General features: G+C 34.0%; 46 protein-coding genes. 15 read left to right on the top strand and 31 right to left on the bottom strand.

Translation table 11 applies throughout. The features are described 5' to 3' along the window. Positions 1-25: 25 nt before the first annotated feature. From MUA51_RS03970 to MUA51_RS03840, 26 genes are all read right to left on the bottom strand, one after another. A complete protein-coding gene (locus MUA51_RS03970) occupies positions 26-346 on the bottom strand; it encodes an HNH endonuclease (RefSeq protein ID WP_262560565.1) in 321 nt (106 codons plus the stop codon). A 111-nt stretch (positions 347-457) separates the two neighbouring features. After that, positions 458-853, bottom strand: a complete 396-nt coding sequence (locus tag MUA51_RS03965; protein WP_262560563.1) for a type II toxin-antitoxin system HicB family antitoxin — start codon at positions 851-853, stop codon at positions 458-460. Between the two features lie 34 nt (positions 854-887). Beyond that, positions 888-1,073, bottom strand: a complete 186-nt coding sequence (locus MUA51_RS03960) for a type II toxin-antitoxin system HicA family toxin (protein WP_037567940.1) — start codon at positions 1,071-1,073, stop codon at positions 888-890. A 202-nt stretch (positions 1,074-1,275) separates the two neighbouring features. After that, positions 1,276-1,701, bottom strand: a complete 426-nt coding sequence (locus tag MUA51_RS03955; protein WP_262560562.1) for a transcriptional regulator — start codon at positions 1,699-1,701, stop codon at positions 1,276-1,278. Between the two features lie 15 nt (positions 1,702-1,716). Next, a complete protein-coding gene (locus MUA51_RS03950) occupies positions 1,717-1,902 on the bottom strand; it encodes a hypothetical protein (RefSeq protein ID WP_262560561.1) in 186 nt (61 codons plus the stop codon). Beyond that, on the bottom strand, positions 1,902-2,225 hold the full coding sequence (locus MUA51_RS03945; RefSeq protein WP_262560560.1) for a hypothetical protein: 324 nt from the start codon (positions 2,223-2,225) through the stop codon (positions 1,902-1,904). The genes MUA51_RS03950 and MUA51_RS03945 overlap by 1 nt, the downstream gene beginning before the upstream one ends. Next, on the bottom strand, positions 2,225-2,473 hold the full coding sequence (locus MUA51_RS03940; protein WP_262560559.1) for a hypothetical protein: 249 nt from the start codon (positions 2,471-2,473) through the stop codon (positions 2,225-2,227). The genes MUA51_RS03945 and MUA51_RS03940 overlap by 1 nt, the downstream gene beginning before the upstream one ends. After that, positions 2,470-2,649: a hypothetical protein gene (locus MUA51_RS03935; RefSeq protein WP_262560558.1), complete on the bottom strand. Its 180-nt coding sequence runs from the start codon at positions 2,647-2,649 to the stop codon at positions 2,470-2,472. The genes MUA51_RS03940 and MUA51_RS03935 overlap by 4 nt, the downstream gene beginning before the upstream one ends. Further along, a complete protein-coding gene (locus tag MUA51_RS03930; protein ID WP_262560557.1) occupies positions 2,619-2,834 on the bottom strand; it encodes a hypothetical protein in 216 nt (71 codons plus the stop codon). The genes MUA51_RS03935 and MUA51_RS03930 overlap by 31 nt, the downstream gene beginning before the upstream one ends. A gap of 197 nt (positions 2,835-3,031) precedes the next feature. Continuing rightward, on the bottom strand, positions 3,032-3,439 hold the full coding sequence (locus MUA51_RS03925) for a DUF3310 domain-containing protein (protein ID WP_262560556.1): 408 nt from the start codon (positions 3,437-3,439) through the stop codon (positions 3,032-3,034). A gap of 13 nt (positions 3,440-3,452) precedes the next feature. Then, complete coding sequence (locus tag MUA51_RS03920) at positions 3,453-4,133, bottom strand: hypothetical protein (protein ID WP_262560555.1); 681 nt, start codon at positions 4,131-4,133, stop codon at positions 3,453-3,455. A gap of 1 nt (position 4,134) precedes the next feature. Continuing rightward, the gene (locus MUA51_RS03915) at positions 4,135-4,560 is read right to left on the bottom strand and encodes a RusA family crossover junction endodeoxyribonuclease (protein ID WP_262560554.1); all 426 of its coding nucleotides are present in this window, start codon (positions 4,558-4,560) and stop codon (positions 4,135-4,137) included. 10 nt (positions 4,561-4,570) lie between these two features. Further along, positions 4,571-4,780, bottom strand: coding sequence for a hypothetical protein (locus tag MUA51_RS03910; RefSeq protein ID WP_262560553.1), 210 nt, complete (start codon positions 4,778-4,780; stop codon positions 4,571-4,573). Between the two features lie 161 nt (positions 4,781-4,941). Continuing rightward, positions 4,942-5,712 carry an ATP-binding protein gene (locus MUA51_RS03900; RefSeq protein WP_481906617.1) on the bottom strand — a complete coding sequence of 257 codons (771 nt, stop codon included), beginning with the start codon at positions 5,710-5,712 and terminating at the stop codon, positions 4,942-4,944. Positions 5,713-5,721: 9 nt separating this feature from the next. After that, complete coding sequence (locus MUA51_RS03895; RefSeq protein ID WP_262560552.1) at positions 5,722-6,501, bottom strand: conserved phage C-terminal domain-containing protein; 780 nt, start codon at positions 6,499-6,501, stop codon at positions 5,722-5,724. Between the two features lie 205 nt (positions 6,502-6,706). Continuing rightward, complete coding sequence (locus MUA51_RS03890) at positions 6,707-7,030, bottom strand: hypothetical protein (protein WP_262560551.1); 324 nt, start codon at positions 7,028-7,030, stop codon at positions 6,707-6,709. 20 nt (positions 7,031-7,050) lie between these two features. After that, on the bottom strand, positions 7,051-7,521 hold the full coding sequence (gene ssb / locus MUA51_RS03885; RefSeq protein ID WP_262560550.1) for a single-stranded DNA-binding protein: 471 nt from the start codon (positions 7,519-7,521) through the stop codon (positions 7,051-7,053). Next, positions 7,522-8,211, bottom strand: coding sequence for an MBL fold metallo-hydrolase (locus MUA51_RS03880; protein WP_262560866.1), 690 nt, complete (start codon positions 8,209-8,211; stop codon positions 7,522-7,524). It lies immediately after the preceding gene. Between the two features lie 11 nt (positions 8,212-8,222). After that, positions 8,223-9,134 (bottom strand): recombinase RecT, encoded by a 912-nt coding sequence (locus MUA51_RS03875; RefSeq protein ID WP_262560549.1) that lies wholly within the window; start codon positions 9,132-9,134, stop codon positions 8,223-8,225. A gap of 14 nt (positions 9,135-9,148) precedes the next feature. Then, entirely contained in the window at positions 9,149-9,352 is a 204-nt protein-coding gene (locus MUA51_RS03870) for a helix-turn-helix domain-containing protein (RefSeq protein ID WP_262560548.1), read from the bottom strand. Further along, positions 9,342-11,282 (bottom strand): AAA family ATPase, encoded by a 1,941-nt coding sequence (locus MUA51_RS03865; protein WP_262560865.1) that lies wholly within the window; start codon positions 11,280-11,282, stop codon positions 9,342-9,344. Before MUA51_RS03865 ends, MUA51_RS03870 begins: the two co-directional genes overlap by 11 nt. Next, positions 11,278-11,556, bottom strand: a complete 279-nt coding sequence (locus MUA51_RS03860) for a DUF1108 family protein (protein WP_262560547.1) — start codon at positions 11,554-11,556, stop codon at positions 11,278-11,280. The genes MUA51_RS03865 and MUA51_RS03860 overlap by 5 nt, the downstream gene beginning before the upstream one ends. Positions 11,557-11,637: 81 nt before the next feature. Further along, positions 11,638-11,817: a hypothetical protein gene (locus MUA51_RS03855; RefSeq protein ID WP_262560546.1), complete on the bottom strand. Its 180-nt coding sequence runs from the start codon at positions 11,815-11,817 to the stop codon at positions 11,638-11,640. A gap of 1 nt (position 11,818) precedes the next feature. Beyond that, positions 11,819-12,142 (bottom strand): DUF771 domain-containing protein, encoded by a 324-nt coding sequence (locus tag MUA51_RS03850; RefSeq protein ID WP_262560545.1) that lies wholly within the window; start codon positions 12,140-12,142, stop codon positions 11,819-11,821. A 15-nt stretch (positions 12,143-12,157) separates the two neighbouring features. Next, the gene (locus MUA51_RS03845; protein ID WP_262560544.1) at positions 12,158-12,406 is read right to left on the bottom strand and encodes a DUF2829 domain-containing protein; all 249 of its coding nucleotides are present in this window, start codon (positions 12,404-12,406) and stop codon (positions 12,158-12,160) included. A gap of 50 nt (positions 12,407-12,456) precedes the next feature. Next, positions 12,457-12,765, bottom strand: coding sequence for a hypothetical protein (locus MUA51_RS03840; protein ID WP_262560543.1), 309 nt, complete (start codon positions 12,763-12,765; stop codon positions 12,457-12,459). 50 nt (positions 12,766-12,815) lie between these two features. On the opposite strand from MUA51_RS03840, the gene MUA51_RS03835 reads away from it, so the two are divergent. Beyond that, complete coding sequence (locus MUA51_RS03835; RefSeq protein WP_262560542.1) at positions 12,816-13,196, top strand: DUF2513 domain-containing protein; 381 nt, start codon at positions 12,816-12,818, stop codon at positions 13,194-13,196. Here MUA51_RS03835 and MUA51_RS03830 read toward each other — a convergent pair. Beyond that, a complete protein-coding gene (locus MUA51_RS03830; protein WP_262560541.1) occupies positions 13,183-13,380 on the bottom strand; it encodes a hypothetical protein in 198 nt (65 codons plus the stop codon). The genes MUA51_RS03835 and MUA51_RS03830 overlap by 14 nt on opposite strands. An 87-nt stretch (positions 13,381-13,467) precedes the next feature. Between MUA51_RS03830 and MUA51_RS03825 the strand changes: the two genes are divergently transcribed. Next, positions 13,468-14,007: a hypothetical protein gene (locus MUA51_RS03825; RefSeq protein ID WP_262560540.1), complete on the top strand. Its 540-nt coding sequence runs from the start codon at positions 13,468-13,470 to the stop codon at positions 14,005-14,007. A 4-nt stretch (positions 14,008-14,011) separates the two neighbouring features. Here the strand turns inward: MUA51_RS03825 and MUA51_RS03820 are convergent, their stop codons facing one another. Beyond that, positions 14,012-14,296: a hypothetical protein gene (locus tag MUA51_RS03820; RefSeq protein ID WP_262560539.1), complete on the bottom strand. Its 285-nt coding sequence runs from the start codon at positions 14,294-14,296 to the stop codon at positions 14,012-14,014. Between the two features lie 56 nt (positions 14,297-14,352). Between MUA51_RS03820 and MUA51_RS03815 the strand changes: the two genes are divergently transcribed. Next, the gene (locus tag MUA51_RS03815; RefSeq protein WP_262560538.1) at positions 14,353-14,856 is read left to right on the top strand and encodes a hypothetical protein; all 504 of its coding nucleotides are present in this window, start codon (positions 14,353-14,355) and stop codon (positions 14,854-14,856) included. On the opposite strand, the gene MUA51_RS03810 is transcribed toward MUA51_RS03815, so the two are convergent. The 3 genes from MUA51_RS03810 to MUA51_RS03800 are packed head-to-tail and all read right to left on the bottom strand — an operon-like array spanning position 14,813 to position 16,118. Further along, entirely contained in the window at positions 14,813-15,055 is a 243-nt protein-coding gene (locus MUA51_RS03810; RefSeq protein ID WP_262560537.1) for a hypothetical protein, read from the bottom strand. The genes MUA51_RS03815 and MUA51_RS03810 overlap by 44 nt on opposite strands. A gap of 11 nt (positions 15,056-15,066) precedes the next feature. Further along, the gene (locus MUA51_RS03805) at positions 15,067-15,864 is read right to left on the bottom strand and encodes a phage antirepressor (protein ID WP_262560536.1); all 798 of its coding nucleotides are present in this window, start codon (positions 15,862-15,864) and stop codon (positions 15,067-15,069) included. Positions 15,865-15,878: 14 nt separating this feature from the next. Beyond that, entirely contained in the window at positions 15,879-16,118 is a 240-nt protein-coding gene (locus MUA51_RS03800) for a helix-turn-helix domain-containing protein (protein WP_262560535.1), read from the bottom strand. Positions 16,119-16,292: 174 nt separating this feature from the next. On the opposite strand from MUA51_RS03800, the gene MUA51_RS03795 reads away from it, so the two are divergent. The 12 genes from MUA51_RS03795 to MUA51_RS10800 all read left to right on the top strand — a co-directional run bounded on the left by MUA51_RS03795 (position 16,293) and on the right by MUA51_RS10800 (position 25,244). Next, positions 16,293-16,628 carry a helix-turn-helix domain-containing protein gene (locus MUA51_RS03795; RefSeq protein ID WP_262560534.1) on the top strand — a complete coding sequence of 112 codons (336 nt, stop codon included), beginning with the start codon at positions 16,293-16,295 and terminating at the stop codon, positions 16,626-16,628. Between the two features lie 9 nt (positions 16,629-16,637). Continuing rightward, positions 16,638-17,111: an ImmA/IrrE family metallo-endopeptidase gene (locus MUA51_RS03790; RefSeq protein ID WP_262560533.1), complete on the top strand. Its 474-nt coding sequence runs from the start codon at positions 16,638-16,640 to the stop codon at positions 17,109-17,111. Next, complete coding sequence (locus tag MUA51_RS03785) at positions 17,098-18,051, top strand: exonuclease domain-containing protein (RefSeq protein WP_262560532.1); 954 nt, start codon at positions 17,098-17,100, stop codon at positions 18,049-18,051. The genes MUA51_RS03790 and MUA51_RS03785 overlap by 14 nt, the downstream gene beginning before the upstream one ends. After that, on the top strand, positions 18,044-18,436 hold the full coding sequence (locus MUA51_RS03780; RefSeq protein ID WP_262560531.1) for a hypothetical protein: 393 nt from the start codon (positions 18,044-18,046) through the stop codon (positions 18,434-18,436). Before MUA51_RS03785 ends, MUA51_RS03780 begins: the two co-directional genes overlap by 8 nt. Before the next feature lie 2 nt (positions 18,437-18,438). Further along, positions 18,439-18,714 (top strand): S24 family peptidase, encoded by a 276-nt coding sequence (locus MUA51_RS03775; protein WP_481906616.1) that lies wholly within the window; start codon positions 18,439-18,441, stop codon positions 18,712-18,714. A gap of 86 nt (positions 18,715-18,800) precedes the next feature. After that, on the top strand, positions 18,801-19,010 hold the full coding sequence (locus tag MUA51_RS03770; RefSeq protein ID WP_262560530.1) for a hypothetical protein: 210 nt from the start codon (positions 18,801-18,803) through the stop codon (positions 19,008-19,010). Positions 19,011-19,266: 256 nt separating this feature from the next. Next, positions 19,267-19,788 carry a DUF4352 domain-containing protein gene (locus MUA51_RS03765; RefSeq protein WP_262560529.1) on the top strand — a complete coding sequence of 174 codons (522 nt, stop codon included), beginning with the start codon at positions 19,267-19,269 and terminating at the stop codon, positions 19,786-19,788. Positions 19,789-19,882: 94 nt separating this feature from the next. After that, positions 19,883-20,908: a DNA cytosine methyltransferase gene (locus MUA51_RS03760; RefSeq protein ID WP_262560528.1), complete on the top strand. Its 1,026-nt coding sequence runs from the start codon at positions 19,883-19,885 to the stop codon at positions 20,906-20,908. Further along, positions 20,889-21,683, top strand: coding sequence for an Eco47II family restriction endonuclease (locus tag MUA51_RS03755; protein WP_262560527.1), 795 nt, complete (start codon positions 20,889-20,891; stop codon positions 21,681-21,683). The genes MUA51_RS03760 and MUA51_RS03755 overlap by 20 nt, the downstream gene beginning before the upstream one ends. A 1,308-nt stretch (positions 21,684-22,991) precedes the next feature. Continuing rightward, the gene (locus MUA51_RS03750; protein WP_262560526.1) at positions 22,992-23,447 is read left to right on the top strand and encodes a DUF6978 family protein; all 456 of its coding nucleotides are present in this window, start codon (positions 22,992-22,994) and stop codon (positions 23,445-23,447) included. 13 nt (positions 23,448-23,460) lie between these two features. Next, positions 23,461-24,249 (top strand): DUF1828 domain-containing protein, encoded by a 789-nt coding sequence (locus MUA51_RS03745; RefSeq protein WP_262560525.1) that lies wholly within the window; start codon positions 23,461-23,463, stop codon positions 24,247-24,249. Between the two features lie 341 nt (positions 24,250-24,590). Beyond that, complete coding sequence (locus tag MUA51_RS10800; RefSeq protein ID WP_276580950.1) at positions 24,591-25,244, top strand: CPBP family intramembrane glutamic endopeptidase; 654 nt, start codon at positions 24,591-24,593, stop codon at positions 25,242-25,244. The last annotated feature ends 60 nt before the right edge of the window (positions 25,245-25,304 follow it).

Genomic DNA, 25,304 nt, shown 5'->3' with positions numbered 1-25,304 from the left:
GGGGGCTTCTTTTACAATCATCCGTTTAAATCTCCAAAATACGAACTTTATATTTGTTTTTATTATTAAAGTTCGCATCTTTAGCGTGTATTTGATTGTGGCATTTTTGACAAACTGACATTAAATTGTCTAGATTCAAAGCTTTATTGAAATCTTGGTCGACATAAACTATATGGTGGACAATTTTTGCATCTGTTATCTTTCCATCTTCTAAACATTTTTGGCATAGATGATTATCTCTATCTAATGCAACCTCTCGAATCTTTCTCCATGCTTTAGATCGATAGAACCAGTCGTACTCATAAGTGTATCTCCCATTCTTATGAACATTGTCATGTCTTGTCATAAATATATGAAGCAGTTGTCATCACGCTTCATCTCCTTTCATCGTATATAAAAAGACACCGCACAAATTAATGTGTGATGTCTCAATAGAGTACATGTTGCTAAAACAATCTTATATGTTTAATTCTTCTTTCAATGCTCTCTGTAATGTCTGACTAAAGTTAATACCTTTCTGTTTACCCAATACTACCATGTACTGCGGCAATGTGACCATCTTATTGACAGTCTTGTTCTCTTCTTTTATCCTGACGAGTTTAGTATCGACAGCGACTAATTGTAACTGCTCGTTAACTTCTAGTTTATTGACGAGTTCCTTATATTCAGATGGCGTAGGTATATCATCACCGTCATCTTCCATCACTAGCAAGTGACCTTCTAACGCATCCTGTGCCATAAACACAGCGTCCTCAATGTCATTGCCAAATGTTATAGCACCTGGTAAGTCTGGAAAGTACACATTATAGTCATTACCTTCTTGCTGTAATACTGCATAGAAATGATATCTCATATTTATCCCTCCAAATCAAGAAGATGCAAGAGGACTATAACAGTCCTGCTTGCTTCAAGATTGAGCGCTCTGTTCCACGTGGTAAATCTTTCTTCGGATGCGGAACAGTGACTTTGCCTTTGCGTGTTGGATGTTTATAATGATGGTGGCTACCGACCACTCGTACAAGATACCATCCGTCTTGCTCAATCTTTTTAATAACTTCTTTTGATGAGCTCATCTTGATTTACCTCCTACATATATTATAACATATGTCTAAAAGCGAGGGAATGGTTTAATACAAAAAGACACCACTACATGTGATGTCTAAAGAATGTAGAGAATGAATATACGATTAAGGATCAAGAGATGACATGCGCTTTTCTTGCACACTACCATAATATCACGAAATAATACGCTCTATGCACACTGGATGCACATCGCTATTTCATACCGACCTCTAAAGCAACAGCTTTCACAAAGTTCTTGCGTATTTTACCTGCGGTGTTACGATGCATGTGACATTCATATGCAATATGTTCCATCTTCATTTTTCGGTTAGGTGACCAATACTTTAGTTGTACGACTCTCTTGTGATCGTCAGGTAACTTACTATACGCATGTTCAATGGCTTGCACCATTTCCTCCATGTTACGCAACATCTTATTTGTCATAAGCCTTGTTGCCATAATCTCTGTAGTACGTGTTGGTTCTCCGGATTGAAGCGGACCGTAGACTACATTCTCATCTTCGCTCTTTGTTGGATTGAGTATCTCTAAACGCAATCGTTTAATCTCTCTCTTTGTAGCTTCTAAATTGTATATCTCACTTTCAATATATCTGAAAGTACCAGCTTTAATATCGGTCATCACTTACCTCCCTGATTAATCTATAAACTCAACCTCTGTATTGCCTGGCATGGTTATAATTCTGTACGATTTATACTTAGACTCTAAGTACTCTATAAATTCTGCTGTCGCTTGTTTAGATGGAAAATCCCTCGGTAAATCGTAGTTAAAAGGTGTCACAATAATCTCTTTTAGATTTGTTCTAAATATCACTTTAAACATTACTCACTCACCTCTGGTTTGATACTATTTAAGTCGAATTGATCTAACATACTGAAGCTTTCATCCACTTCATCATTCGCAGTAAGATGAATATAAAACTCGTATACCAAGCAAGATAATACAGTCTCCTCCGTAATTTCTTCCTCAACCTCTACTTCAAAAATTTCGTCAGGTTCTATTAAATCAGTCCGCACCCATCCTCTAAAGTCAAATTCCACTATTCCGTTTCTACTTCCAGTAAACTCCTTATGCTTAATACTGTTCTCCCACGCCCATTTGATTAATTCGTGTAAGTTCATTTCTTTTTTAACTTTAATCTTCATCATCGTTCCTCCCCAAAGCTTTCTCTCCAGTTGCATACAGAAGCAATGTGGTACATTACATCTTGTAAATTATCCAATATTTCACCATCTTCATCGATATAACTTTCGAATTCCAGATACTCTGTTGAATTGCTCCCCTCAAAAGTAGCGCCAAAACCATTTTTAATACATTGAAATTTAAAATCATACCCCGCATATTTCACATGGCATTCTAGTTCCTCGTTCTCATTTTTATAAATTTTAATCATTTTCGTTCCTCCTTGTTTTTTATATCCCAATTTTCTTGCATATCCTTTACTTGATTAGTTACCTTATCCAAAACTTTTTGCTCACGTTTCAAATCTAGTTCACTAGCATTCGGACGGTTTATATAATATTGCAGTGCATGCTTTACTATTTGCACGTCTCTGTACTCGTTAGACATCTCATACACTCCTTATTCCGTTTTACATCGCGTCTGTCTACTAACATCGTTACGCGATTGTGATTTACGTTTACGACAAAACCTTTTACGCCACGTTTGCGTAACTCCTGATTAATTTCTGTCGGCGTTTTGCCTGTTGTATTTACACGATAGCGTTGTTTTACGTTATTAGTTAAATCACGCATTGTACTGCTCCAACTCTTCCGCTGTGTATAAGTCGTGTTTATTTTTAAATCTCTCGAATTTTCCCTCAATATATAGACCATTGTGTTTAATATACGAACCATAACCTATGACATTTACCCGTCCCTTTGCTGGTATAACTAACAACGCTGGATGACCTTCTCTATCATATAAACGGTAACTACTTACCGATGAATAATTACTTCTCATTTGTTTCAGCCACCTTTTTTAAGTGATCACGATAACGTGTTGAATAATCTATAATCTTGTCTAGTTCATCGATCTCATCATCTTTGTAACCTAATCGGTCAGCGTATTTTGATAATTGAGATTTAAATGCCCCACGCAACTCTTCTTTTGAGTATCGTGCACACCAATAATCAATTAGATCAAATTCAGCATCTCCGTAATGCTTAGGGCGCTTCTTATTTTCTAGTTTTTTACTGGATGGAATCTTTTCCCATTCTGAACTATATGGAACGTACGCTGAGAACTTCTCATCCGTACGTATCAAAAATGTCTCAGGATACAAGTTTACAATCTCTCCAACCATGAAGCCGTTTTTAACATTAACCTTTACTTTATTTCCGATTTTCAATCCGTGCATATCCATCACTCCTTTAAATTAGTTGTGTGTTACCGTACATATCAGTCTTCACACGTGCTATAAGTGGTTGATCCATTAGGTATCTACCGTAGTGGCTCAACTTTACTTGTTGTGGTATGCCTTTGATTCTATTCATTTTCTCTTGCGCTTTTTCTTCTCTATATCGTCTTAAAGCTTCGGCGCACTTCAATTCTTCAATGCTTTGCGCATATTCAAAATTAGTATTTAAACCTTCTAAGGGTGTGTGCATCGCATCGTCCAGCGACATACCTTTACCTACTCTCACACAAATAGTTCTAGCCGTAATCCCCATTTCTTCTAACTCCAATAGCTTTGTATAAGGGATCTCAATATCAATCCCCCCCGCTTCTGTTTTATAGACAATATTGTCTGCGGGACCTACATATTTTTTACTTAGACTCAGTGCTAAATCCATATCCCAACCGTTATTTAATCGACTCTCAATTGTCTGAGTCGTTAACTTAAGGGTATCTTTCTTTAGCGTTTGGGCTTTGGTAAGTTTTAATCTTGGGCGTTGGTTCAAAATATCCCCAACAGGCACGCCGTTTCTCAACTTATGTCTAATTAAAGGTGTACCCAACCCTGTAATTGCTGCCAGCTGATTCACGCTAATCTCTTGTTTTCTATATTTATATTTTCTTGATTTATCATTTTTAATTACCGGCAGTTCCATGTTATCCCTCCAATTCTTCGATGATTATGACTGTTCGTGGTATACTTTCGTATTTTTTGAATGTTCTGATTTCCACAATTTGATTATCGTCTTTCCACAACTTACCGTTACCTGCATCTAATACAGTTTTAAGTAAGTTATCTAGGTCTGGTTTAGTGCGCTTATATGAAAACAACCTTTCTCTCAATCGTTTTTCAGACCAACTTCGCAATGGTGGGAAGTAAAGCTCTACCGTCAATTTAATAGGGGTCTCAATCTGTAAATCAGGCATTTGCTCTGCTATAAAGTGTTTATGCTTTGTGTAACTGTCAGGCATATACGTTCTGACAAACCGTCCTGCTCTAGTAAAACGAGGACGTGGAGAAGCCATTGGTTTGTTTAAGTGTTTTTCGTCTTTATAAAAGATTTCGATTCTCGTCTCTTTCATATGCCCCTCCTTAAATAAAATCAAAAATTGTCGTTTGACTTTTTGGTGCTATATTGTATTTTTGTTTGACTCGCTCAAATTCTGTTGCGCTTAATATATATTCGCTGAACCCAAATGAGTTTTGTAGACCATAAACTCTAAAGCGATTACCAAATAATTTGACGTACGATCCAACTGCATTGCCGTTCGCATCATAAAGCATGATTTCTTTGCACATCATTTAAACCACTCCGTAAAACGTCACGGCGGGTCGTGTACGACGTTCTTCCAATTTCTGACTAATTATATTAACCAGCTCTTTTTCGTCGCCCTGAGCGTACTCTATGAGTTTCTGGGCGTATATATCGCTACATTCTAAAATTTGTTTGATATTTTCGATTGTCACCAGGCCCCACGCTCCCTATAATCATCACCAATTACTTTTACAGTCCTAGCATTATGCTTCATTCTAGAATTGATACGTTGCCAACTCACATTCTGATTTAACTCTTTATTGCTAAAATTCGTGGTGAATATGTTATTCTTACCAACACGATTGTCCACAATGCTAAATAGCTTGTTTAATGTATGTTCGGTATTCTCTACTCCCATGTCGTCAAGTACAAGTAAATCAATATTGCTCAAAAGATTTACAAGCTCATCTGTCGTCTCACCCGCATTTTTGTTGTAAGTCGCTTTGATACGATCCATTAACATCGGTATATGCATAAACGCAACTGAGTATCCTTGATTTTTAATCGCCTTAGCTATTGCATATGCTAGATGTGATTTACCTGTACCATAAGACCCTTGTAAAATTAGTGATTTAGGTTGTTTAACTGAAAACGACTTTACATATTCAACTGCCGTCTTTTTCGCTTTATCTTGTGCTTCATTTTGAGGCTGGTAGTTGTTGACCGTTGCATCTTTTAAAGATGCATTCACATTAGACTGATTAAATATATTGTTGATTGCCTGTTGTTTACGTTTTTTCTCAGCTTCTTTACCTGCTTCAATCATTTTGCAATCACAACCATGCTTGAACACTTGACCGTTGCTAAACTTGTAATAGTCATAGATGTTGCCACATCTTTCACATTTAAGGTTATGTTCTTCTTCTACAATGTTTCGATTAGGTTTGATATTACGTGCTAGACTTCCCATTGATTGCATCTAATCACCTCAATCCCAGTAACTTTCGTCGTACTTCATTCTTTCTAGTTGATCCATGCCACTCGGTTGTAATTCTTGATTAAGGTAACCCTCAAATTTTGTACCGAATAGCGTTTCAGGGCGTAGGTACTTCTCCATATCTGTGCCTTTCCATTCGGCTACTTTGTTATCAATAACCTTCTTAAAGTCGTCTAGTTTAAAACCTTCATCAGTTCTTGCACGTATGACTGTTTGGTTTTTCTTAGTCGTAGATTTGTAGTGCTTATCTGTCTGTTGGTTAAGATAATTAATTACATCACGGTAAGGGTACGCAGTCGACGAAGGAGACAATATATTCTCGTCATTATAAGTACCATCATTTTTATTTAAATCATTATAAGTTCTATTATTATTAGTAGTTTGCCCTTTTCGGTTTTCCGATTTTCCGTTTGCCGAAAACCCGTTTGCCGAAAATCCGTTTGCCGAAAATCCGTTTGCCGAAAATGGCATTTCGGTTGGTTTCTCATAAACATGATATTCATAACCACTAAACACTCCAGCTTTAGTGCGTTTTTGAATTCTATGCACATATTTATTTGCCATAAGTTCTTGAATGCCACTGTTGATTGATTTTTGTCCATCATTCATATGTTTAACTACTTCAGATGTGTATATCTGCCAATTATCTGGTCTACTAAGGAAATACAGTAATATACCTTTTGCTTTAGCGCTTAAATTGGAGTCATAAATAAAGTTTTTGTGTACCGTGACGAAGTCGCCACTTTCTTTTATTGTTCTAAAGGTTGCCATTATTGCATTCTCCTTTCTGGTATAATCTTTCTGAATGCTTTTGCAATAGCTTATTCACTTTGTTCAGTAACTGAGCAAAATGAATACAATCATTACTTAACTACTCTTAAACATCTATCAGCTTCAATAACAATAATGCATGAAAAGATTATTAGTTATAGAGGCTATGAAAAGTATTTAGAATTTTCTTTGAAATCACAATAATTTATTCAGGTGTGTAAAGAGGCTCCATCTCACAATAACCAAGTAAAGCTTTACGAGTTTTTCGAGCGTCTTCTCGATACTTTCGAAGAATTACCGATTCCAGATTCCTTTCGTTCACATTGATTAAGTTACCTAACAATATATTTTCTTTTGCAATCGCAAATCTAAAAAAGCTCCACGCATCCGCTGTAGGATGTTCCAACATCTTTTCATAAATTTTTGTGCTGATTAATTCAACGTTAGAATCTGTTATTTTAGTGTTACGTAATCCGAAGAGGAGATTCAGAACTTCTTTTTCGGATTCTAATTTTTTAATCGCTTCCATTTTTTCTCTCCTATCTATTTTTAGAACGGTAAGTCATCATCACTAATATCTATCGGGCCATTCGCATTGCCAAATGGATTACCACCAATTGGTTGCTGTTTTTGTTGATAGCTATTAGTTTGTGGTGGCTGATTGTATTGATATGTGTTACTTGTTTGCGTGTTCTCACTGTTTTTAGGCTCTAAAAACTGAACATTATCACAAACAACTTCAGTAACATAGACGCGTCGGCCTTCTTGGTTTTCGTAACTGCGTGACTGTAAGCGACCATCAACACCAGTCAAATTACCTTTTTGTAGATAGTTGTTGACGTTCTCTGCTGTTTTTTTGAACGCTATGCAGTTGATAAAGTCTGCTTGACGTTCACCTTGCGCATTTGTGAATGTACGATTGACTGCTAATGTAAAATTAGCTATTTGTACGCCAGACTGTGTCATACGCATTTCTGGGTCTTTTGTCAATCGCCCTGTTAAAACTACTCTATTGATCATCTATAAACCTCCTACATAAACAGGTACACCACTAACACGTTGTACCTCTTCTTTTATTGTTTGTGCATTTGAATTGCTACTACTCAAATGAATCAAATGTATTTCTTGTAACTTTGATAAGTCATTAGCTTTTAAAAATTGAAGTGCATATTCCAAACTAAAATGCGACTCCATAATTCTGTTTGCCAATGCTTGGTGGATCGTGCCATTTTTAACGTTCTCTTGCATTTTTTCGTATATATAATTCACTTCAAGCAACATGTGTGTTACCCCAGTAAATTTGTACTTAACGTATTTTGTATCTGTCACATACAAGACTTTATAGCCATTATCACTCTTCATCAGAAAGCCCACTGGCTCAGCTACATCGTGTTCAATCTCAAAAGGTAGTATTTCCCATGAACCTAACTTAAACGCTCTCTTAGCCTTTATTACGTGTAATCTATGACTAGTAATACCTAGTTGATTTAAAGTACCTAATGTCGCATAACATTCCACACCGTTTTCCACAAATTGTTTTGTGTATTTGGCATGGTCGCCATGTTCATGCGTAACGAGACAGCCTGCAATGTCTCTAGTTTTAAATTTCAAAGCTTTTTGTACCTTTTGATAATTAACACCTGTTTCGATTAGTAGAGACGTACTACCGTCATTCAAACGGTAGCAGTTTCCACTGGATCCTGTTGCAATGACTTCTATGTTTAAAATGGTTCTTCTTCACTTTCTGTTTGTTGTGTTTGTACAGGCTCTTGTTGAACTTCGACAAAGTTATCTACTTCTTTGACCTCTTCAAAATGCGCATCTTCTACGTCAGAATCTTGGAAGTCTAATATCTCTTGATTTGCATTTTCTTGAACTTCTGCATCAAATACTTCTTTTCGTTGACGTTGTTCAGATTCTTTGGCAAATTGTAGTAATCCCTCATCAGTTGATGAATTGATATAACGTTTAGCTGCACGATTAATCACAGTCTTCTTGGCCATCTCTTCTTTAAAGTTGTTATGTGTTTTTGAACGTTCTAATGCCGTTTCGTCTTTGATCATTGATGATTGCAACCATGCTTGTTTAATTTGGTCGATAGTCATTATTTCAATATAGTTTTCACGATTGTCATCAAAAACAATTGTGCAGTATGCACCAATGATTTTATCTTTACTGATATTGAAAAAATCTTGTTCGTGTTTAATCGATTTAACGCGACCAACACTGTCTAATTCTTGCTTGAATGAATCACCTTCATAAATAACTTGTGCCACAACATCTTTTGCTCCAGCATCACGTTTTAACATCATGATATTCCCGTGATAACTACGTTGAAGTTGCATTTTATTACCATATGGAATGAAGTAACACTGTTTTTTGGCTGGGTTTAACCCTTGTGTTACCATGTCTAATAATGCATTAGCTTTGCTAGTATCATTACAAGCCATTAGTTTATTATCTTGACTGATTTGTAGCCATGCTTGTTTCATAGCGTTACTTGGCGAATAATCATTAGGTAACTCTAAATTCCCTTGCGCTTCCAGTACTTTCACTTTGTTCAGAACGTTGTCACTGACGTTTTTCTCTTCTAATAATTGTTGTTCGACCTTTTGTAATTGGTTACTTGTCATCCCTAATTCCTCCGTTATTTCAATAATTTGTATGCTTCTATCTCTAACTTGTTTGCAATACGCTCAAGCATTGCGATAGATACCTCTTTCTGACCTCTTTCGATACAGCCCAGATGTTGGCGAGTTGTATTAACTCTTTGCGCCAACTCTTTTTGCGTCCATTTTTTGTGACATCTATTCGCTTTGATATTAGCGCCAATTGTTTTGCTAAGACTCATGCGTCATCATCAAATTTTTATGATTTTCTGAAACGATCAACTGGATTTGTTGCGCTTCTGTTTCAATCACATCAGTTACCGATTCTGCATTATCTATGAAGATTGGTGCTGTTACGTTGTAGTGTTTAGACAGTGTGTTAATAATGTCTAAACCAACATTGATACGTGCTGCATTGTTTAACCCAGAACCATATTCAACGCCGTCATACGTCACAACACACGTTTCTTCATGCTCTCCGTTAACCAACTGGTTGAACAATTTAAAGCTAGCCATTTCGAACTTGTCATTGACGTTGCCTTCCAACGCTTTAATTTTCAATTGAGTGAACAAATTCAACTGATAAAGCTGATAAGACAATGTCTCTTTCTCATTAAGCAACTCGTCCTCTTTATTTCGAAGTTGCTCAATACGTTCTTGCGCTCGTTCATTTGACTTAATAAGCATCAACTGTTCGTCGTACGACCCTTTTTGCTTTTGTAGACCTAAAATTTTATTATCAATATCGTCTAAGCTTTCTTGGATAGATGCTGTAATGTTTTGGCGTTCTGTTTCGATTTTGCCAATTTCTGATTCAATCGATTTATATAAGTCAGTTGCTGTAACGTCAGTCTTATCAGCTTTTAACTGGTCGATTTGACGTTGAAGTTTTTCGGACTTATTATTTGCATCTTCAACAAGCTTTTGATACTTATTGATTTCTTTGTTTATATCTTCAATAATAGGCTTGATTTTTTTGCCGTCTTCCAACATCGAAGATCTACGTTTTGCTAGCGTCTCAAGTTCAATTGATTTGTCTTTATTGAATTTTTCTAAAGCACGTTGTTTCATGGACTCAATTTCGTCATCTGGTAACTTCTGACCGCAACATACACAAGTATCACTTTGTGTATACTCGAACTGCTTTTCTTTTAGTTCGTTGTAATTAGCATCAACTGACTTATAATCAGCCAGCAATACTTTGCGTCTTTTCTCTTCGTGTTCAACTTCTTGTTGTTTAACACGAATTTTGGATGTGTAGTTCAATACTGTACTTTGTTCAGCGTTGAACTCATTTGTTAAACTGTGTATCTTGTTATCTGTTTCAGCGTCATGATTTGCTTTCAGACGCTCCAATTCGCCTTTCTTATCAGCCAATTTGTTTTTGAGCTCAATCTCTTTACCGCCATTTTGTAATTCAATTTTCTGTGCTTTTAACGACTCAATTTCATTTTCAACCCTATCTAATTCTTCTTGGTTGATTGGCTCAACTTCTTGTAGCCCTAAAACTTCTTGATTTATACGTGTGGGAATATCCTTGATTTCTTTGTTTATTTGCTTGATTTTATCCCCGACAATCTTCTTTTTTGCCTCAATATCGTGATCAACCAACAAATCTTTTAAACCTTTTAATTCATCGCTACTATTGATAATATCGTCATCAGAAATTGGGTCAGCGATGTCAAACAGAATTTCACGTCGCTTCTTCCAATCTAATTTATTGAAAGTAGACGGATTAGTGATGAGTTTGAACACATCTTCATCGACCAGATTTTCAATATAGGCTTTGAAATCTGTAACTTTTACCGATTCTTCGTTGATGAATTGTTTTTTAGTACGACTTCGGTTGTATTCTTTACGGTTTGTCTTCTGATTAGTTGTGTACTTGGCATGACTCTCTTTTTTCAAAGTCAGCGCCTTACCATCAACTTCAAATACCGCTTCTACTGTTGGAACAAGTTCGTATTGCTCTTGATTTTCCGAATCTACAGGAACTGGATTAAGCGATTTCCCTTCAAGATTTTTATCGAACAAGAGCCACTGCAATGCCGTAGCAGTAGTTGTTTTACCACTGGCATTAGCTCCGTAAATTTTCGCATTTTGGCCATTAAATTCGAATATCTCTTGTTCAGTACCAGCAAAGTTCTCAATTCTCAACTTATTCAATTTAATTTCCAAAACTACCCACTCCTTTCGTGTAATAAGCCATGATTTTATCCAATTCATCGGCATTGCGTTCAATATAGTTATAAATTGACTGACTCAATAGTTCGTCTACTTGCTCAATAAAATAAATGTCTAAAACCGTCATCTCATCAACAAGTTGACCATCTAAAGTTTTAATTTTTACGGACACTTCATACTGACATCTCGTTACTTCTTTTTTAAATTTGAACCCATCAACTTCAAAAGTTGATGCATATTTCTGCCCTTCTTTAAAAATCATTTGTACATCTCTCCTAATTTGTTATAATTAGGGTTGAAACTATTTCCAACATTTCAACCCTTGACTGTTTGCTAATTGCCGTTAGCATTCAGTCTTTTTTATTGCATTTAACATGTAATGTGTGCCGTGATAAGTCACTGCACTACTGATTAGTACTGATGCTATCAGTGTGGTAAAATACGCTCCGCCGAATATTAATATGGTCGATAATATGGCGCTTACTGCTACAACCATTGCGTACGCAACTAATTCTTGTCTCATGTTAACCACCTCCTTTTGATTTGATGATTTCCGAAAAGTTGTCATCTATAAATCGACTCATCTTCCTAGCATTAAAACGCCACCGATTAAAACTGTCGTCAGGATAATGCGCAATCCCTAATTTTTTAAGTTGCTTTTCAAATTTTGGATTGTATAAGAGTTTATTTTTTATTGTGTCATCAGAAGACATCTTTAATTTCTTTTTCAAATCGTTCATATTCCAAACTGGATTTAACGTCATCTCTAATAACTCGAGATATTCCGATTTTTCTATTAAAACGTGAGATTCAGGGATTGAAACTGAAACTTGTATAGTTTGTGTCATTCAAACACCTTCTTTCTAAAAGTCCTTCATGTAATCCATGTCTTTGCCTAGACCGGTAACTTCCCAATCGTTAGCCGTTAAGTCATCTGCTGAAGGTTGCCACCTCTGCGCGTAAGTCTTTTTTTCTGGAACGGTGTACAACATTCCGTGATGTACATCGTTTGTAGGTAATAGCTCCCCTCTTAACCCCTTTTCTCTCATGTCTCTTCTATAAATAGCTTTACCTTTCTCCATCGCTAATTTTGTTGCTTCTTGAATGTTCATTGTGCGTTTCCTCCTTTTAATATTTAATTAAAGTCAAGTAACTTTTACACCTAGTGGTTGTTACAGCAACTGCTAGGTATTTTAATCTCAAGAATTACTTCAATTGCTCGGGTCAAATCTAAAATCGCCTCAGCATCATCAGTTTGTTGTACCTTTTCCAATAATGAGATTACTGTTTCTTCTTTTGCTTTTTGTAATTCATTCATGGATAAGTCCTCCTTAAAATCTTTAATCTGGCTCTTTAAAGACTTGGCCGCTTTAGAGAGTAATGCCATAGCGTCATCTTCGTAATTCGTTTCTGATGGAATGCTAAACTTTAAATGTGATCCTTCAAATTTACCTGTATTTTGTCCTTGCATATTTTGTATGCTCCTTTCTGCTATAATCACCTTTAAGGAGGTGAATTAATATGAAATTAAATCATGATTGTGTAAGGTTATTATTGTTAGAAATTGAGTCTAATAAAAAACTTGGAGAACCACTTACCGAACATAATTTCAAAGATAATATTGTCTTTGAAAAATATGGTTTTGATACCGTCATGTACACGCTTTTAAAACTAAAAGAGGCTGAATACATTAATGTTCAGTTGCTTTGGGAGTCCGGTTCTGTTGAAAGTTTTTTAATCAATGACATGACTTGGGAAGGTCATGAGTTCTTAGACAATATCCGAGACAATAATACTTGGAAAGAAGTTAAAAGAGTTGCAAGTAAAACCTCTAGTGTGTCATTGACCCTGATGAGTAAACTAGCTGTTCAATACCTTTCGCAAAAATTTAACTTAACTTAAACTCATAACCATCAACTAACGCATATAAGTTGTTATCTAAATTAGGATTGTTTTTTAGAATATGTTCAATGAAATGGTTTTGAGTCATCAATCCATGACCGTCATTAATTTGAATGTCAATTGGTCGTCTATTTCCTGCTTTATCATAGTAGTAATAGATGACTTTTTTATTTTCTTCTTGCATTGTTCGTCCTCCTTTAAGTTGGTTGTTCGATTGTGGGTTTTGTTAATAAATTTTTCTGCTATACTCCTGTTAAGGAGGTGAATAGCTATGGGTGTAATTGCAATTTGTGTATCTATTTTCAGCTTTGTGTTAACTGCTCTGAAATACTATTTGGATTATATGAAGGACACACTTAACATCGAAGTCGTGCCTACTAGAAGCTCTACATATCTTCAAGCTGATAAATCTAGTTATAACGATATGACTTTTGTCAACTTCACAAAATTCCCGATTTCCATAATCGATGTTGAATTTGATATTGAAAACACAATTGGAGAGCGGAAAACTTTTAAAATTGTTCCTTATGAAAATAAAAACTATTCAATGCCATTTACTTTAGGTCCTTACGAAAGCTTAGAATGTAAGTTTTTACTTGATGAATATTCCGTGATATGGCAATGGGATGTAACTATTAGAGTCATAACCAATAAAGGTACTTACACAAAACCTGTTGTTATAGAATCATTGAGAGAATTCCGAGAATCAAACCAATTAGTGACAGAGATAACATCAATAAATAAGGTAAGTGCTCTTTCCAACCCCAAGGGTGGTTTTCTAAAGAAGTTTTTACATCATTTAAAAACTTGAACATCTATAACTCTCCTCTGTGCCACTCTTGAATTGGGGTGGCATCAATTTTTTTCTCAAGTATTTCTTCTGCTTCTTTGTAAATAGCGATAAGCGGAATTTTGTCTCTAATCATACCTGAATGTACTCGAAGTTCTTTTAACTTTTCTTTCGCTTCTTTGAGCGTTTTGCTTCTTGAAATAACTTCGTTAAGTACATTGTCTATTAAACAATTTAACTGATTAAGATGAGCTTTTTGTACTGAATTTAATAACTCTAGTTCTTCTTTGGCTAATGTAATTCGTTGCATTGTTAAATGCTCCTTTCGTGTATAATTTAGTTATCAACCTAAGGAGGTGATAAAGTATGGATATAAAATTCTTACAATCTTTAGATTTTTTAATTCAAACAGCGGATAAAAATCCTGAAACGGAAAAATTGAGTATCGTTTTCGAGTTAAACAAAGAGCTGTTTACTGCCAACTTCATCAAAGGTTCTTCTAGAGAAAATGCTATTTTTAATAGCATTAAATCCTATGAGGATGAAGAAGAGACAATACCTTTAATGTCTGCAATTTCCTATCGCAAATTACGTATTGGTGACAATTCAGAAGGTGTTGAGGCGCCTTTAAAGAAAATAGCTCGATATTTAGAAACAAAAGATTCTTTTGACACATATAGACTGTTAAAGTTTTACATCAAAAAGTTTGACATTGGCTCACCACAATTGGGTAATTTCGCTTTCAACGTTAAAAATCTAAAAACAGGAGAGTATTTTCCGTTTGTAGAATTTGGTGAATCTTCAAGAGTACAATTCGTCACATTGGCTACTGATGAAGATTTACAAACTCTGACTCATGCTTCAAAGTAATATGAACTAATTGAAGGGCTGCGTATGCTTCTCTATACGTAAGTTCTTCTTTTTTTAGTTCGTTTAAAATTTTGTCATGTATTTCAAATGTTCTCGGTGTATTTTCTTTTCTTGCCGCTTTAATTGCTTTTTCATAATCAGATTTCAGACCGTAAATTCTCCATTCAGCATCATTCATATATTCTTGGTTTTCTTGCATTGTTCTCCTCCTTAATTTGGTTGTTTTTCTATCATCGGTAGGATGTTGTTGTCCTTTAACAAGTTATATAAAAAGATACGACCTTTCTGTGTCCACTTAGTATGCAATCTGAAAGATTTAGAACCGTCTTTTTTGACATACTCTTGTGGTTCTGAATGTGTGTAACCTTTGTCATGATATCTTGCGTATAGTAGCCATTGACCCGATTGTTTAAATTGCACTTTTAAATCATGAAGTATTTTGTTTAATGCTTGTGCTGACATTCCGTAATCTTTAGCAATTGCGCTGATTGTTATCAACTTTTTATTTTTTAAGATTTGGTCGTAGTAGTCTGCTTTAGGTTTCAGTTCTCCAATTTGTTGTTGAAGTAGCATTCGCGTCTCTTTTTCTTTCTTATATTCTGTAAGAACGTTGATAATGTAATCTGGATTTTGTAATGTCTGCTCAATTACACTATCTGTTGCGTAGATACCATGTTTGCGAATGGATGGTAGTACTTCTGATGTGACAAATCGTTTGAATCGTTTAGCTTTAGCTTTAATCTCTTCACTTTTACTTTGCTTAGATGCGTCAAATATTAAACTGTACAACCCAGATTCGTTAATAATTATTACGTTTCTATTCTGACCTGATAGAACAACTCGTTCAGTCAGCTTATCTTCATTGTCTATGTGGTCGCGTATCGCTTTTTGTGGATTTGAATATCCTAAAATCTTCGCCACATCCGAACCTACGAAAAATTGTTCTCCTTCAATTTCTAACTTTCTTACTGGTAGCTCTTCAAAATTGAAAGTTTGTAAATCTTGCATTGGTTATATCTCCTTTAAATTTTTATTTCATTTCTCATTTTTGAGACATTATCCACAAAAAAATAATCGTCCATTGAAACATTTAATGCATCGCAAATCATACTTGCTTCTTGTAATGTGAAATCACTTTTATTGCGGTTAATTTTCTGGCTAAATTTAGACGGTTTCATACCTATCATTTCTGCTACTTCACGGTGCTTTAACCCTCTATCTTCAATCAGCAATCTCAATTTCTTGTGACGTTTCTCACTCATTTAAGCACCTCCTAGCGTCTCATTTATGAGATTGCAAAACTTATTCTACATTCTCATTTATGAGATGTCAACAATTTTATTCTTGTTTTTGAGAAAAAGTTTGTAAAATACGTTGCAAAAATGAGAACAAACTTATATAATAAGTTTGTAAAATACAAACAAGGAGCGGTGAAAATGTCTGATTTTAGTCAAAACCTAGCATCTTTACGTCAAAGCAGGAACTTATCTTTAGTTGAATTAACTAAGCAACTTAACAATAGATATGATGTTGTATTTTCAAAAGCGACTATTGATAGATGGGAAAAAGGTTTAACCTCGCCTTCTGTTGCACACGCTTCTGCCCTATCTCATTTTTTCAACGTTAGTCTTGACGAACTGAGTGGTCGTACCGAAATGAAACAACCACAACAAGATACTCTTGCTGCACATTTAGATGGCGATTATACAGAAGAAGAGCTAGCAAAAATTAGAGAGTATGCCAATATGGTAAGAAAATCAAGAGATAGATAGGATGATTTTATGGGGAAGTACGAAGATACGTTAATCTATTATGATGACCTAGACATCAAAGATACCTTTGCCCTTCCTGGAAAGTTTAAAGGTTTTTATGATAACGGTGTGATATTAATAGATAGAGATTTACCAACTTCTATTAAGTACGAAACTCTAATTGAAGAAGTTGGCCACCATAAATATACATATGGAAACATTGTAGATCAAAGTAGTATTTCTAATAAAAAATACGAAATGAAAGCCAGACGATACGCTTTTGAAAAAATAGTGAGTCTACAAGGGTTGGTTGATGCCTTTAATCATGGTGTGCAAAACCTTCATGAGCTCGCTGAATTTTTTGAAGTATCTACTACTTTCGTACAAGATAGTTTAGAACACTATAAAACCAAATATGGTTTACAGGTTAAATATGGTGATTATCTAATCAGATTTGAGCCGTTAACAATATATAAAGGGTATGAAAAATTTGAAAAAGTATGACATTGCAGTTTTAGACTTTGAAACTATGAATGAACACACTAACAGTCCATGCGAAGTTGGTATTTCACTTATTAAGGGTTTATCAATTAAAAAAGTATATAGCTCCTATATTAACCCACCTAATAACAGATACAGTAATGAAAACGCTAAAATTCACAATATTCCTAAAGATAAAATTTTGAAAGCTTCTAATTTTGAAGCTGTATTCAAAGAAATTGAAATTTTACTAGAAGAAGCTTTTTTTGTGATAGCACACAATGCTAATTTCGACATATCCGTTTTAAATTATACGGCAGAAACCTGTAACCTAGCCTCGAAGAATTACATGTACATTGACAGCGTTAATATTTTCAGGTACTACCATAATGAAAACTCTATTAGTATGAACAGTTTATGCGATGTATACAATATTGATAAATCTAACTTACACTCTGCAAAAGGTGACGTTATTGCACTTTCAAGAATGTTAATCGCCTTAGTTGAAAATAACGGTTTTTCTAATTTTTTAGAACTCATTCAAAATATAGATGAGCAGTATGTCAGGTTCAGTCATTTGACAAACGTATATCGAACTATCCCTAAACGAAAGCCTGCTTTTGATAAAGTTTCTTTAAAAATTACGGATATCAATAAACTACCTATTGAATATGACAATTTAATGCTAAAAAACAAAAACATTGTTTTTACTGGTATGTTTGGGATTTCAAAAGAAAAATTGATGCTCTTATCAAGAAAAAATGGGGCTAATATCAAAAGCGGAGTTTCAACTAGAACGAATATTTTAGTTGAAGGCTCTCAAGATGATAGATATACAGATGAAAATGGTTTAGTCTCAAAACAGAGAAAAGCAAGAGCTTATATTCGTCAAGGGGCGGATATTCAAATTATTGATGAAAAGACTTTATTATCTTATTTGAAAGGAAATATAGACGATGATTAAAAAAATCACTACTAATAATCATGTGTTTTTGGTCGAAGAGACCCCAACAAAATATAATAAAGACGCCATATATGGGAGATCGCTTCTCCTTTCTATTTACATCGGGATTAATATTAAGAGTGGAACTAAAACAGGTCAATATTATTTTTCTGACACTCCTGTTAGAATAGCTGGTAAATCATCTGTTTTATCAATTACAGAACCGACAAAAAAAGAAATTGAATTTTATAATCTTGTGAAAAAATGTAAAACTATTAACTATTCTAAGAAACTAGTTACACGGTATAACATTAAACATTATTTACGTTCTTATTTTGTTGTTCCAAAAGAAGAAAGAAACGATAGCCCTAAATGTGTTCTTTATTTTGATTCCAGCATTTTGTGAAGATGAAGTACCAAAAGGTGCTGACTTACTTCTGCGTGTTGGTCAATGGCGATTCAATGGAGCCTGTTTTTAGAAACGGAGAAATCATCTTCGTTGAGAAAAGCCACGAAATTAAGAACGGTCAAATTGGTGTATTTATTATCAATGGGGAAGCTTATGTCAAAAAAGTGCGTGTAGAAGATGATAGGTTAACCTTAATATCATTAAACAAAGATTATGAAGACTTACACTTCTACCAAAATGAAGGTGTTCAAATTGTTGGAAAAGTGATTTTGTAAATATATAAATTAATAGGATAAACACATATGCTGAACTTTATGGAAACATAAAGAAACCACGGATAAAAAGCCGTGGTGGTAACAATATGAGTAACGGAACTACTACTAACGTTAAGTCAGATTATGCTTCAGAGATTTTAAATAAATATACTAATGAAATTGGAGAGATGCCATCAATGAAATTCAACTCAGAGCTTTCTGATTTCACTATCTCTCGTATAAAACCTGCTGAATTTAATACGCGTAATATTTCGCTACCTGGTAAATTTACTGCCCTTCTATACAGTAATGTATAGTTTGCATCGGGTGAATTCAAAGAAAGCCTAAGTCATATGATATGGTAACTTTGAGCCAAACCTTAACTAAGGAAGGTGCAACGCATAGTTTCTGAAATAATGAAACCACGAGCGCCCGATATCCTATTAATTATATTCTAACATATATTGTGATTACCTTATCAGATTTGAGCCATTAACAATATATAAAGATGTATAACTGATTAAACAGCTTTATGCGTTTAATATAACTTAAAAAAATAGGGAGAGATTTATTATGAAGAAACTAATTGGCATGGCGTTAGCTAGTACTTTAATTTTAGGTGCGTGCGGAAATGATGAAGGTCCCGAGAGTTCTAACTCTGAAAAAGAACTAAAGAATCAAGAAGATACGGCTAACAAAACTTTTAAAGTTGGTGACACTATCAAAGGTGACGGCGTATCGTATACTTTAGAAAGTGTTGAATACGCAGATACTTCAGGTGAATTTTCAACAGCAACAGATAATGGTGTGGCACTTAAAGTCAATTTAAGCTTTAAGAATGAAAATGAAGAGCAAGTTTTAGTCACTGACACAGATGTAACTATGAAAGTTAACGGCCAAAACTACCAACAATGGTATGGCTGTGATGATGTTAGAGGAAATTTCGCTCATCAATTAAATAAGGGCAACACAGCTACTGCTTATGTTTATTTTGATGTTCCTGAAGCAGATGAATACACTTTAGAATTAAATGCAATGCCTGTATTTAAGGAAGTAAAAGGTAAATGGCAAATTAAATCTTCGGATATAAAATAGTTAAGCTATTCGGGCACACCACGTGCCCTTCTTCGTATGAAAGTTATCGGCAAGGTAGTTTTGTAGTAATTGATTAAATTAGGAAGTGAATGTATTGAAAAATTTAAATTCGATAGAGTTATTTGCAGGTGCTGGTGGATTAGCTTTAGGAATTGAACAATCTGGATTTAAACACAAAGCTTTAATCGAAATGGATAAATACGCTTCAGCTACACTGAGAAAAAACTTTACATCAGACATAGTATGGGAAAGCGATATTACAAAACTCGACCCAGCAAGTTTAAAGCTAGAAGATACTATAGACTTAATTTCGGGTGGGTCTCCTTGTCAAAGCTTCAGCTATGCAGGTTTAAAGAGAGGCATAGAAGATGCGAGAGGCACTCTTTTTTATGACTATGCAAGATTTGTAAATTATTTCCAGCCTAAAATTTTTGTTTTTGAAAATGTTAGGGGCATCATCAATCATGATAATGGCGCTACTTTGAAAACAATTTTAAAAGTGTTTGAAGAAATTGGCTACAAGGTTACTTGGAAGCTTTTAAAAGCTGTAGATTATGAAGTGGCACAAAAAAGAGAACGTGTTTTTATCGTGGGTATAAGGCAGGATGTTTATCAAAATTTAGGCGAGTATACGTTCCCTTCTCCTAAAGATAAACGTCTAACTTTAAAAGATGCTTTGAAAGACGTGCCCAAAAGCGAGGGAGCTAAATACCCTGAATCGAAAAGAAAAGTACTTGAATTGGTACCTCCAGGTGGGTATTGGAGGGATTTACCAGAAGATATTGCAAAAGAGTACATGGGAAAAAGCTATTTTTCAGGTGGGGGTAAAACTGGAATGGCGAGACGTATGAGTTGGGAAGAACCTTCTTTGACATTGACTACCTCTCCACAACAAAAACAAACGGAACGATGCCACCCAGATGAGACTAGACCCTTCACAACTCGCGAGTATGCAAGAATCCAAACTTTTCCTGATGATTTTGTTTTTGAAGGTTCTATCAATAATGTTTACAAACAGATTGGGAATGCGGTACCTGTAAACCTTGCACGTTATGTGGGAATGAGTCTTAAGGAATACCTGTGTAAGGAGGCGTTTAATGATGGTTCGGGAACAGATTGAAAAAAATTGGGACCTTGAGTTCATATCTTGCTCGGATTTCTTTGCTCATGTTGACGACACTCTTAATAAGATGTACAAGAAGCAAGTTATAAAAGATTTATCTCAATTCAACAAAAGCATTATAGATCCAACTAAGATGATTTTCGACTCGTTCACTAATAATTTTTCTAAAGAAGAACTTATCGATGCTGAGATTTATCGTCAAGTAGACAAAGGGATTAATAATGATATAGGTTATTTCCATCAAAATTTATTCAATTATATAGATAATTGGACTGTGCCTAATTCAGGATTTGATTTAGAAAACCCAGAGCACCATATATATGCAGAAATGAAAAATAAACACAACACAATGAATTCTTCAAGTAGTCAAAAAACATATATGAAGTTACAGCAAAAGATACTAGAAGATTCTAATGCAACATGTTACTTGATTGAAATAATAGCAAAACAAAGCCAAGACACTAATTGGAAATGCAAAGTTGATGGTACAAATTATAGCCATGATAAAATAAGAAGAATTTCTATCGATAAATTTTATGCTTTGGCAACTGGAGATGACTTAGCATTCAAAAAAATCTGTGAGTGGCTACCTATTGTAATACATTCTTTGAATAGTGAGAAGAATGTAGAAAGTACAACGATGAATATAATAAAAGAGTTAGAGATAATAGACAAGTCATTTATAGAAGCTATTTATAAGTTAAGCTACCCTACTTATGAGGGTTTTTCAAACCTAAATATCCGATTCAAAGAATTATTGCCTGATATATAAGTTCTGATTAGTACGATTTGATATAAATAAAACGCCTACTATGCGTAGACGTTCACGGGAGGTGATATTGTGAGTGAAAACAAATCTGACACACAAGAATTTAGAAATCAAGAAACGGGAAAGTTGCAGTCTAAGCCCGTAAAACCGCCAACACCACCAAAGAAAAACTAAAAATGAATTAATATCATTTTGATCTTTCTTTCAAAATCAATATACACATCTCTGTTTAAATTAGAAGTTGCATTGTACACACTAATAGCTTGTTCATATGTGGTTGTAGCGTCTATTTCATTTTCTATGGATATTTCAGGCGCATTATACGAGAATTTACCGATACACCCTTCTAACACCAAATCATTGTTAAAGTCAAAAATGTAGGCTTGTGTATACTGCTTGTCGTCCGGTCTTTCATGTAAGATTCTTGGTAGCACTTTGTAATTTGATTTTACTGAATTGACTCTGTTAACTCTTTTTTCAATTATGTGTTTTTGCATTATCATAAATACAAAGGGGTAAAAATAAACAGATAAAATGAATATTACAACTACGCTAACTATAAAAGATATTAGTAACTCTAATAAAGATGTACTGGTTAAAGATAAACCTATTACTGACAAGCAAATGTACACAACGAATATATTTAATAAAGACAATGAACTCAACAAGATTGTTTTTTCAGATTTCTGGTTATTATTATAGTAGACGATATCTAATTGGGATAAGACCCAATAAGAGAAAAGTCCTGGAAACCCTACTGCAATAATTTGAACTACAATATTTGAAATCAATTTAACACCTACTTTTCTTTTATTATATCATATTTAGTACCAGGTGTTAAATGTATAAGCTACCATCAAATCTGGTTATCAATATATTCATTCAATCAGATTTGCTTAAATAAACTTGTTATAATATACTTAAAGCACAGGAACTGAAAGCCCTCAACAAAGTGGGCCGAATATTTAGATTCAGCCCGAATCACCCAAGTGCTTGTATTAGCATTTGGGGTTTTTTCGTTTTAACATAGAAAAAGCGTCATCTTCCGCTGACCAAAGCAAAGATAACGCATAAACAATATATAAAATGGAGGGATTGCCCATGTTCGACCTCGAAAACGATGACGAACTTCTTATTTTAAAAAGATAACCCCAGGGTCATAGGAATTCTCAGCTTTCGCCTACCCCCATTCGGGGACCCAAAGCTAATCCTTCTCGAGTTATCTTAATGTCATTGTAATTCATATTGTAACGAAATTCAATAAAAACATACTGGGTAGCCCGCCTACCCTTTTAAATTGGAGGTTGAGAGATGGAGAAACTTGATTTACACAATCTTAATGATGAGCATGTAAAATTAATAATAAATGAATTGAAATATCCAACAACTCATATTGATGAAAATGAACTAAAAACATTGGTAGCTAGTAGAATTAACGAAAGACAAGAAATAGTAAGTTTTAAATTAGGTATAAAGTATTTTTTGACGATAAAAAGAGGAAATGTAGAAAGGGATAGATTTTCAATTTCAATTATTTTTGAAGATACTTATCATACACTAGTTAGAGTAGATGTCAACGGTGGTAAACACGAGAACCCAGACGGAACAGTTGCTCCTAAAAGTCATATTCACATTTACAATAATTCATTTGATAAAAAAGACAAGTTTGCTTATGAAATCAATCTCGCAGACTTTCCAGATATTTATAACGTTTATAGTGCTTATATATCTTTTTTAGACTATAATAATGTAAAAGAACTAGAGTAAAAGGAGGGATATCATGACTGCATTTGATGCAAATAAATTGAAAAAAGAATACCTCGATTGGTACAATGAAGAATTAGAGTTTTCTAATTTGTCAAATAATGTAGTTAGAATAGACTCTCCTTTTAAAGATAACACTTTAGATAATTTGATTATATATGCTATATATGATCAGACTCGTGATTTTATTACTTTAACAGATGACGGTTATACTATTTTTGGTTTGGAAAATAATGGTATTTTCATAAATAAATCGAAGAAACGTAAGAAAATATTCGAAGAACACCTTTCGGCTTATGGTGTTAAATATAATGATATAACACATGAAATTTATGTTAAAACTAATTTTAAAAACTTTAATAAATCTAAACATAGCCTATTACAATGTCTTATATTCGTTAATGATATGTATATACTATCTCAACCTAAAGTTCAAAACATATTTTCAGAAGATGTTGCTAATAAACTAGATGAGCATAATATTTCTTATGGAAGAGATTTACCAATTGTAGGTACAAGTGGTGTCGTTCATAGTTTTGACTTTTTTATAAGCGCTAGAAAGAACCAAAAGGAAAAATTTATTAATGCTATTTCGAACCCAAATAATCCTATGATTATAAAATCGAAAGTAACAGACGCTATACAAGCTAAAAAAATCAAAAGACATCGACCAAATAAATTTATATTCATTTTAAATGATTCTAATAAAGAAATTAACGAGCATCACAAAAATCTTCTTCACGAAAATGATATTAGCACTATAGATTTTAGTGAATTAGATGAACAAATTGATTTATTAACTTAATAACCAAGGGTACTCCCACGTACCCTTACTAATATGCCATGGTTTGCTGAGGAATATATGTCGAACAATACCTATGACCTTTCAGAGTTAAAAAGCACTATTTATATAAAATCACCAGGAAAGCAAGAATTTGAGGGGAGTGGCAAATTTTTGAGATAGATATATTTGAGGTTAATATAATGTAACGCCAATATCCCTAGATGATTCGAAAAGGGGCAAATAGGGATATTTCAAACATAAAATATCTTATCTTTTTATGTTATTTATAAAATGTTCTTGCCAACACAGTAATTATTAATGTAATTTAAATATAAACACTAAAACATCTAAGGAGATTGCTTATGAAAAATTTAAAATTATTATTTGAAGATAACCACTTAGTCAACAATGATGTATACTGGAAGGCTATTTTAAAAGCTTTATTTCTCTCTTATATCTTTTATAATGCATTCGCATTAAGTGATTACGTTACAAAAAACTATATATTTGCAATCATTGCAATTATTATAATTATAATAGGAGTGTGGGCTACTAACAGATTAAAATTTAATTTATTGCAACTTAAAACATTAAACAGAAAAGAGATATTAATTACTATACTAGGTTTCATTCTATTGTACTCTTTCGATGAAATATTTGAATATTTGAAACCCGGACTATCCCCTAACGACACATTAATTGTTCATGAATTCTCAGGAACACCTTTTATACTGCTAATAATTAGTATCGCAATTATTCCTGCGATTGTAGAAGAAATTATTTTAAGAGGATTTCTACTCCGAGTAGTTTTTAGAGGACATTTATTTATAGGGTTAATTATTTCAAGTATTATTTTCGCGTTATTACATGAAGGGAATACTTTTATAGACTATATCCCTTATTTTTATTTTGGTCTTATTGTTGGTATATCTTATCTTATTACTAAAAGATTAGAAGTTGCTATAATTATTCATTTCTTAAATAACTTTATAACTCTTTTTGAATATTTCAACTAATCTAATTGGATACAGGGTACCTTCCACGTACCCTTATTATTTTTTACTTTTTTTGAGGGA

Source organism: Staphylococcus sp. IVB6214 (assembly GCF_025558585.1).
GTDB lineage: Bacteria > Bacillota > Bacilli > Staphylococcales > Staphylococcaceae > Staphylococcus.
This window is presented reverse-complemented; position numbering and strand designations above follow the sequence as displayed.

Bases quoted from the DNA above. Each gene is read 5' to 3' on its own strand.
- MUA51_RS03900 (WP_481906617.1), bottom strand. From the start codon at position 5,712: ATGCAATCAATGGGAAGTCTAGCACGTAATATCAAACCTAATCGAAAC.
- MUA51_RS03945 (WP_262560560.1), bottom strand. From the start codon at position 2,225: ATGAAGATTAAAGTTAAAAAAGAAATGAACTTACACGAATTAATCAAA.
- MUA51_RS03875 (WP_262560549.1), bottom strand. From the start codon at position 9,134: ATGACAAGTAACCAATTACAAAAGGTCGAACAACAATTATTAGAAGAG.
- MUA51_RS03935 (WP_262560558.1), bottom strand. From the start codon at position 2,649: ATGTCTAACGAGTACAGAGACGTGCAAATAGTAAAGCATGCACTGCAA.
- MUA51_RS03965 (WP_262560563.1), bottom strand. From the start codon at position 853: ATGAGATATCATTTCTATGCAGTATTACAGCAAGAAGGTAATGACTAT.
- MUA51_RS03825 (WP_262560540.1), top strand. From the start codon at position 13,468: ATGGGTGTAATTGCAATTTGTGTATCTATTTTCAGCTTTGTGTTAACT.
- MUA51_RS03755 (WP_262560527.1), top strand. From the start codon at position 20,889: ATGGTTCGGGAACAGATTGAAAAAAATTGGGACCTTGAGTTCATATCT.
- MUA51_RS10800 (WP_276580950.1), top strand. From the start codon at position 24,591: ATGAAAAATTTAAAATTATTATTTGAAGATAACCACTTAGTCAACAAT.
- MUA51_RS03815 (WP_262560538.1), top strand. From the start codon at position 14,353: ATGGATATAAAATTCTTACAATCTTTAGATTTTTTAATTCAAACAGCG.
- MUA51_RS03765 (WP_262560529.1), top strand. From the start codon at position 19,267: ATGAAGAAACTAATTGGCATGGCGTTAGCTAGTACTTTAATTTTAGGT.
- MUA51_RS03950 (WP_262560561.1), bottom strand. From the start codon at position 1,902: ATGTTTAAAGTGATATTTAGAACAAATCTAAAAGAGATTATTGTGACA.
- MUA51_RS03770 (WP_262560530.1), top strand. From the start codon at position 18,801: ATGAGTAACGGAACTACTACTAACGTTAAGTCAGATTATGCTTCAGAG.
- MUA51_RS03925 (WP_262560556.1), bottom strand. From the start codon at position 3,439: ATGCACGGATTGAAAATCGGAAATAAAGTAAAGGTTAATGTTAAAAAC.
- MUA51_RS03955 (WP_262560562.1), bottom strand. From the start codon at position 1,701: ATGACCGATATTAAAGCTGGTACTTTCAGATATATTGAAAGTGAGATA.
- MUA51_RS03840 (WP_262560543.1), bottom strand. From the start codon at position 12,765: ATGCAAGGACAAAATACAGGTAAATTTGAAGGATCACATTTAAAGTTT.
- MUA51_RS03850 (WP_262560545.1), bottom strand. From the start codon at position 12,142: ATGACACAAACTATACAAGTTTCAGTTTCAATCCCTGAATCTCACGTT.
- MUA51_RS03775 (WP_481906616.1), top strand. From the start codon at position 18,439: ATGAAGTACCAAAAGGTGCTGACTTACTTCTGCGTGTTGGTCAATGGC.
- MUA51_RS03920 (WP_262560555.1), bottom strand. From the start codon at position 4,133: ATGGAACTGCCGGTAATTAAAAATGATAAATCAAGAAAATATAAATAT.
- MUA51_RS03960 (WP_037567940.1), bottom strand. From the start codon at position 1,073: ATGAGCTCATCAAAAGAAGTTATTAAAAAGATTGAGCAAGACGGATGG.
- MUA51_RS03800 (WP_262560535.1), bottom strand. From the start codon at position 16,118: ATGAGTGAGAAACGTCACAAGAAATTGAGATTGCTGATTGAAGATAGA.
- MUA51_RS03795 (WP_262560534.1), top strand. From the start codon at position 16,293: ATGTCTGATTTTAGTCAAAACCTAGCATCTTTACGTCAAAGCAGGAAC.
- MUA51_RS03780 (WP_262560531.1), top strand. From the start codon at position 18,044: ATGATTAAAAAAATCACTACTAATAATCATGTGTTTTTGGTCGAAGAG.
- MUA51_RS03860 (WP_262560547.1), bottom strand. From the start codon at position 11,556: ATGATTTTTAAAGAAGGGCAGAAATATGCATCAACTTTTGAAGTTGAT.
- MUA51_RS03790 (WP_262560533.1), top strand. From the start codon at position 16,638: ATGGGGAAGTACGAAGATACGTTAATCTATTATGATGACCTAGACATC.
- MUA51_RS03940 (WP_262560559.1), bottom strand. From the start codon at position 2,473: ATGATTAAAATTTATAAAAATGAGAACGAGGAACTAGAATGCCATGTG.
- MUA51_RS03745 (WP_262560525.1), top strand. From the start codon at position 23,461: ATGACTGCATTTGATGCAAATAAATTGAAAAAAGAATACCTCGATTGG.
- MUA51_RS03835 (WP_262560542.1), top strand. From the start codon at position 12,816: ATGAAATTAAATCATGATTGTGTAAGGTTATTATTGTTAGAAATTGAG.
- MUA51_RS03855 (WP_262560546.1), bottom strand. From the start codon at position 11,817: ATGAGACAAGAATTAGTTGCGTACGCAATGGTTGTAGCAGTAAGCGCC.
- ssb (WP_262560550.1), bottom strand. From the start codon at position 7,521: ATGATCAATAGAGTAGTTTTAACAGGGCGATTGACAAAAGACCCAGAA.
- MUA51_RS03890 (WP_262560551.1), bottom strand. From the start codon at position 7,030: ATGGAAGCGATTAAAAAATTAGAATCCGAAAAAGAAGTTCTGAATCTC.
- MUA51_RS03895 (WP_262560552.1), bottom strand. From the start codon at position 6,501: ATGGCAACCTTTAGAACAATAAAAGAAAGTGGCGACTTCGTCACGGTA.
- MUA51_RS03805 (WP_262560536.1), bottom strand. From the start codon at position 15,864: ATGCAAGATTTACAAACTTTCAATTTTGAAGAGCTACCAGTAAGAAAG.
- MUA51_RS03870 (WP_262560548.1), bottom strand. From the start codon at position 9,352: ATGAGTCTTAGCAAAACAATTGGCGCTAATATCAAAGCGAATAGATGT.
- MUA51_RS03830 (WP_262560541.1), bottom strand. From the start codon at position 13,380: ATGCAAGAAGAAAATAAAAAAGTCATCTATTACTACTATGATAAAGCA.
- MUA51_RS03810 (WP_262560537.1), bottom strand. From the start codon at position 15,055: ATGCAAGAAAACCAAGAATATATGAATGATGCTGAATGGAGAATTTAC.
- MUA51_RS03820 (WP_262560539.1), bottom strand. From the start codon at position 14,296: ATGCAACGAATTACATTAGCCAAAGAAGAACTAGAGTTATTAAATTCA.
- MUA51_RS03930 (WP_262560557.1), bottom strand. From the start codon at position 2,834: ATGCGTGATTTAACTAATAACGTAAAACAACGCTATCGTGTAAATACA.
- MUA51_RS03915 (WP_262560554.1), bottom strand. From the start codon at position 4,560: ATGAAAGAGACGAGAATCGAAATCTTTTATAAAGACGAAAAACACTTA.
- MUA51_RS03750 (WP_262560526.1), top strand. From the start codon at position 22,992: ATGGAGAAACTTGATTTACACAATCTTAATGATGAGCATGTAAAATTA.
- MUA51_RS03845 (WP_262560544.1), bottom strand. From the start codon at position 12,406: ATGAACATTCAAGAAGCAACAAAATTAGCGATGGAGAAAGGTAAAGCT.
- MUA51_RS03910 (WP_262560553.1), bottom strand. From the start codon at position 4,780: ATGATGTGCAAAGAAATCATGCTTTATGATGCGAACGGCAATGCAGTT.
- MUA51_RS03970 (WP_262560565.1), bottom strand. From the start codon at position 346: ATGACAAGACATGACAATGTTCATAAGAATGGGAGATACACTTATGAG.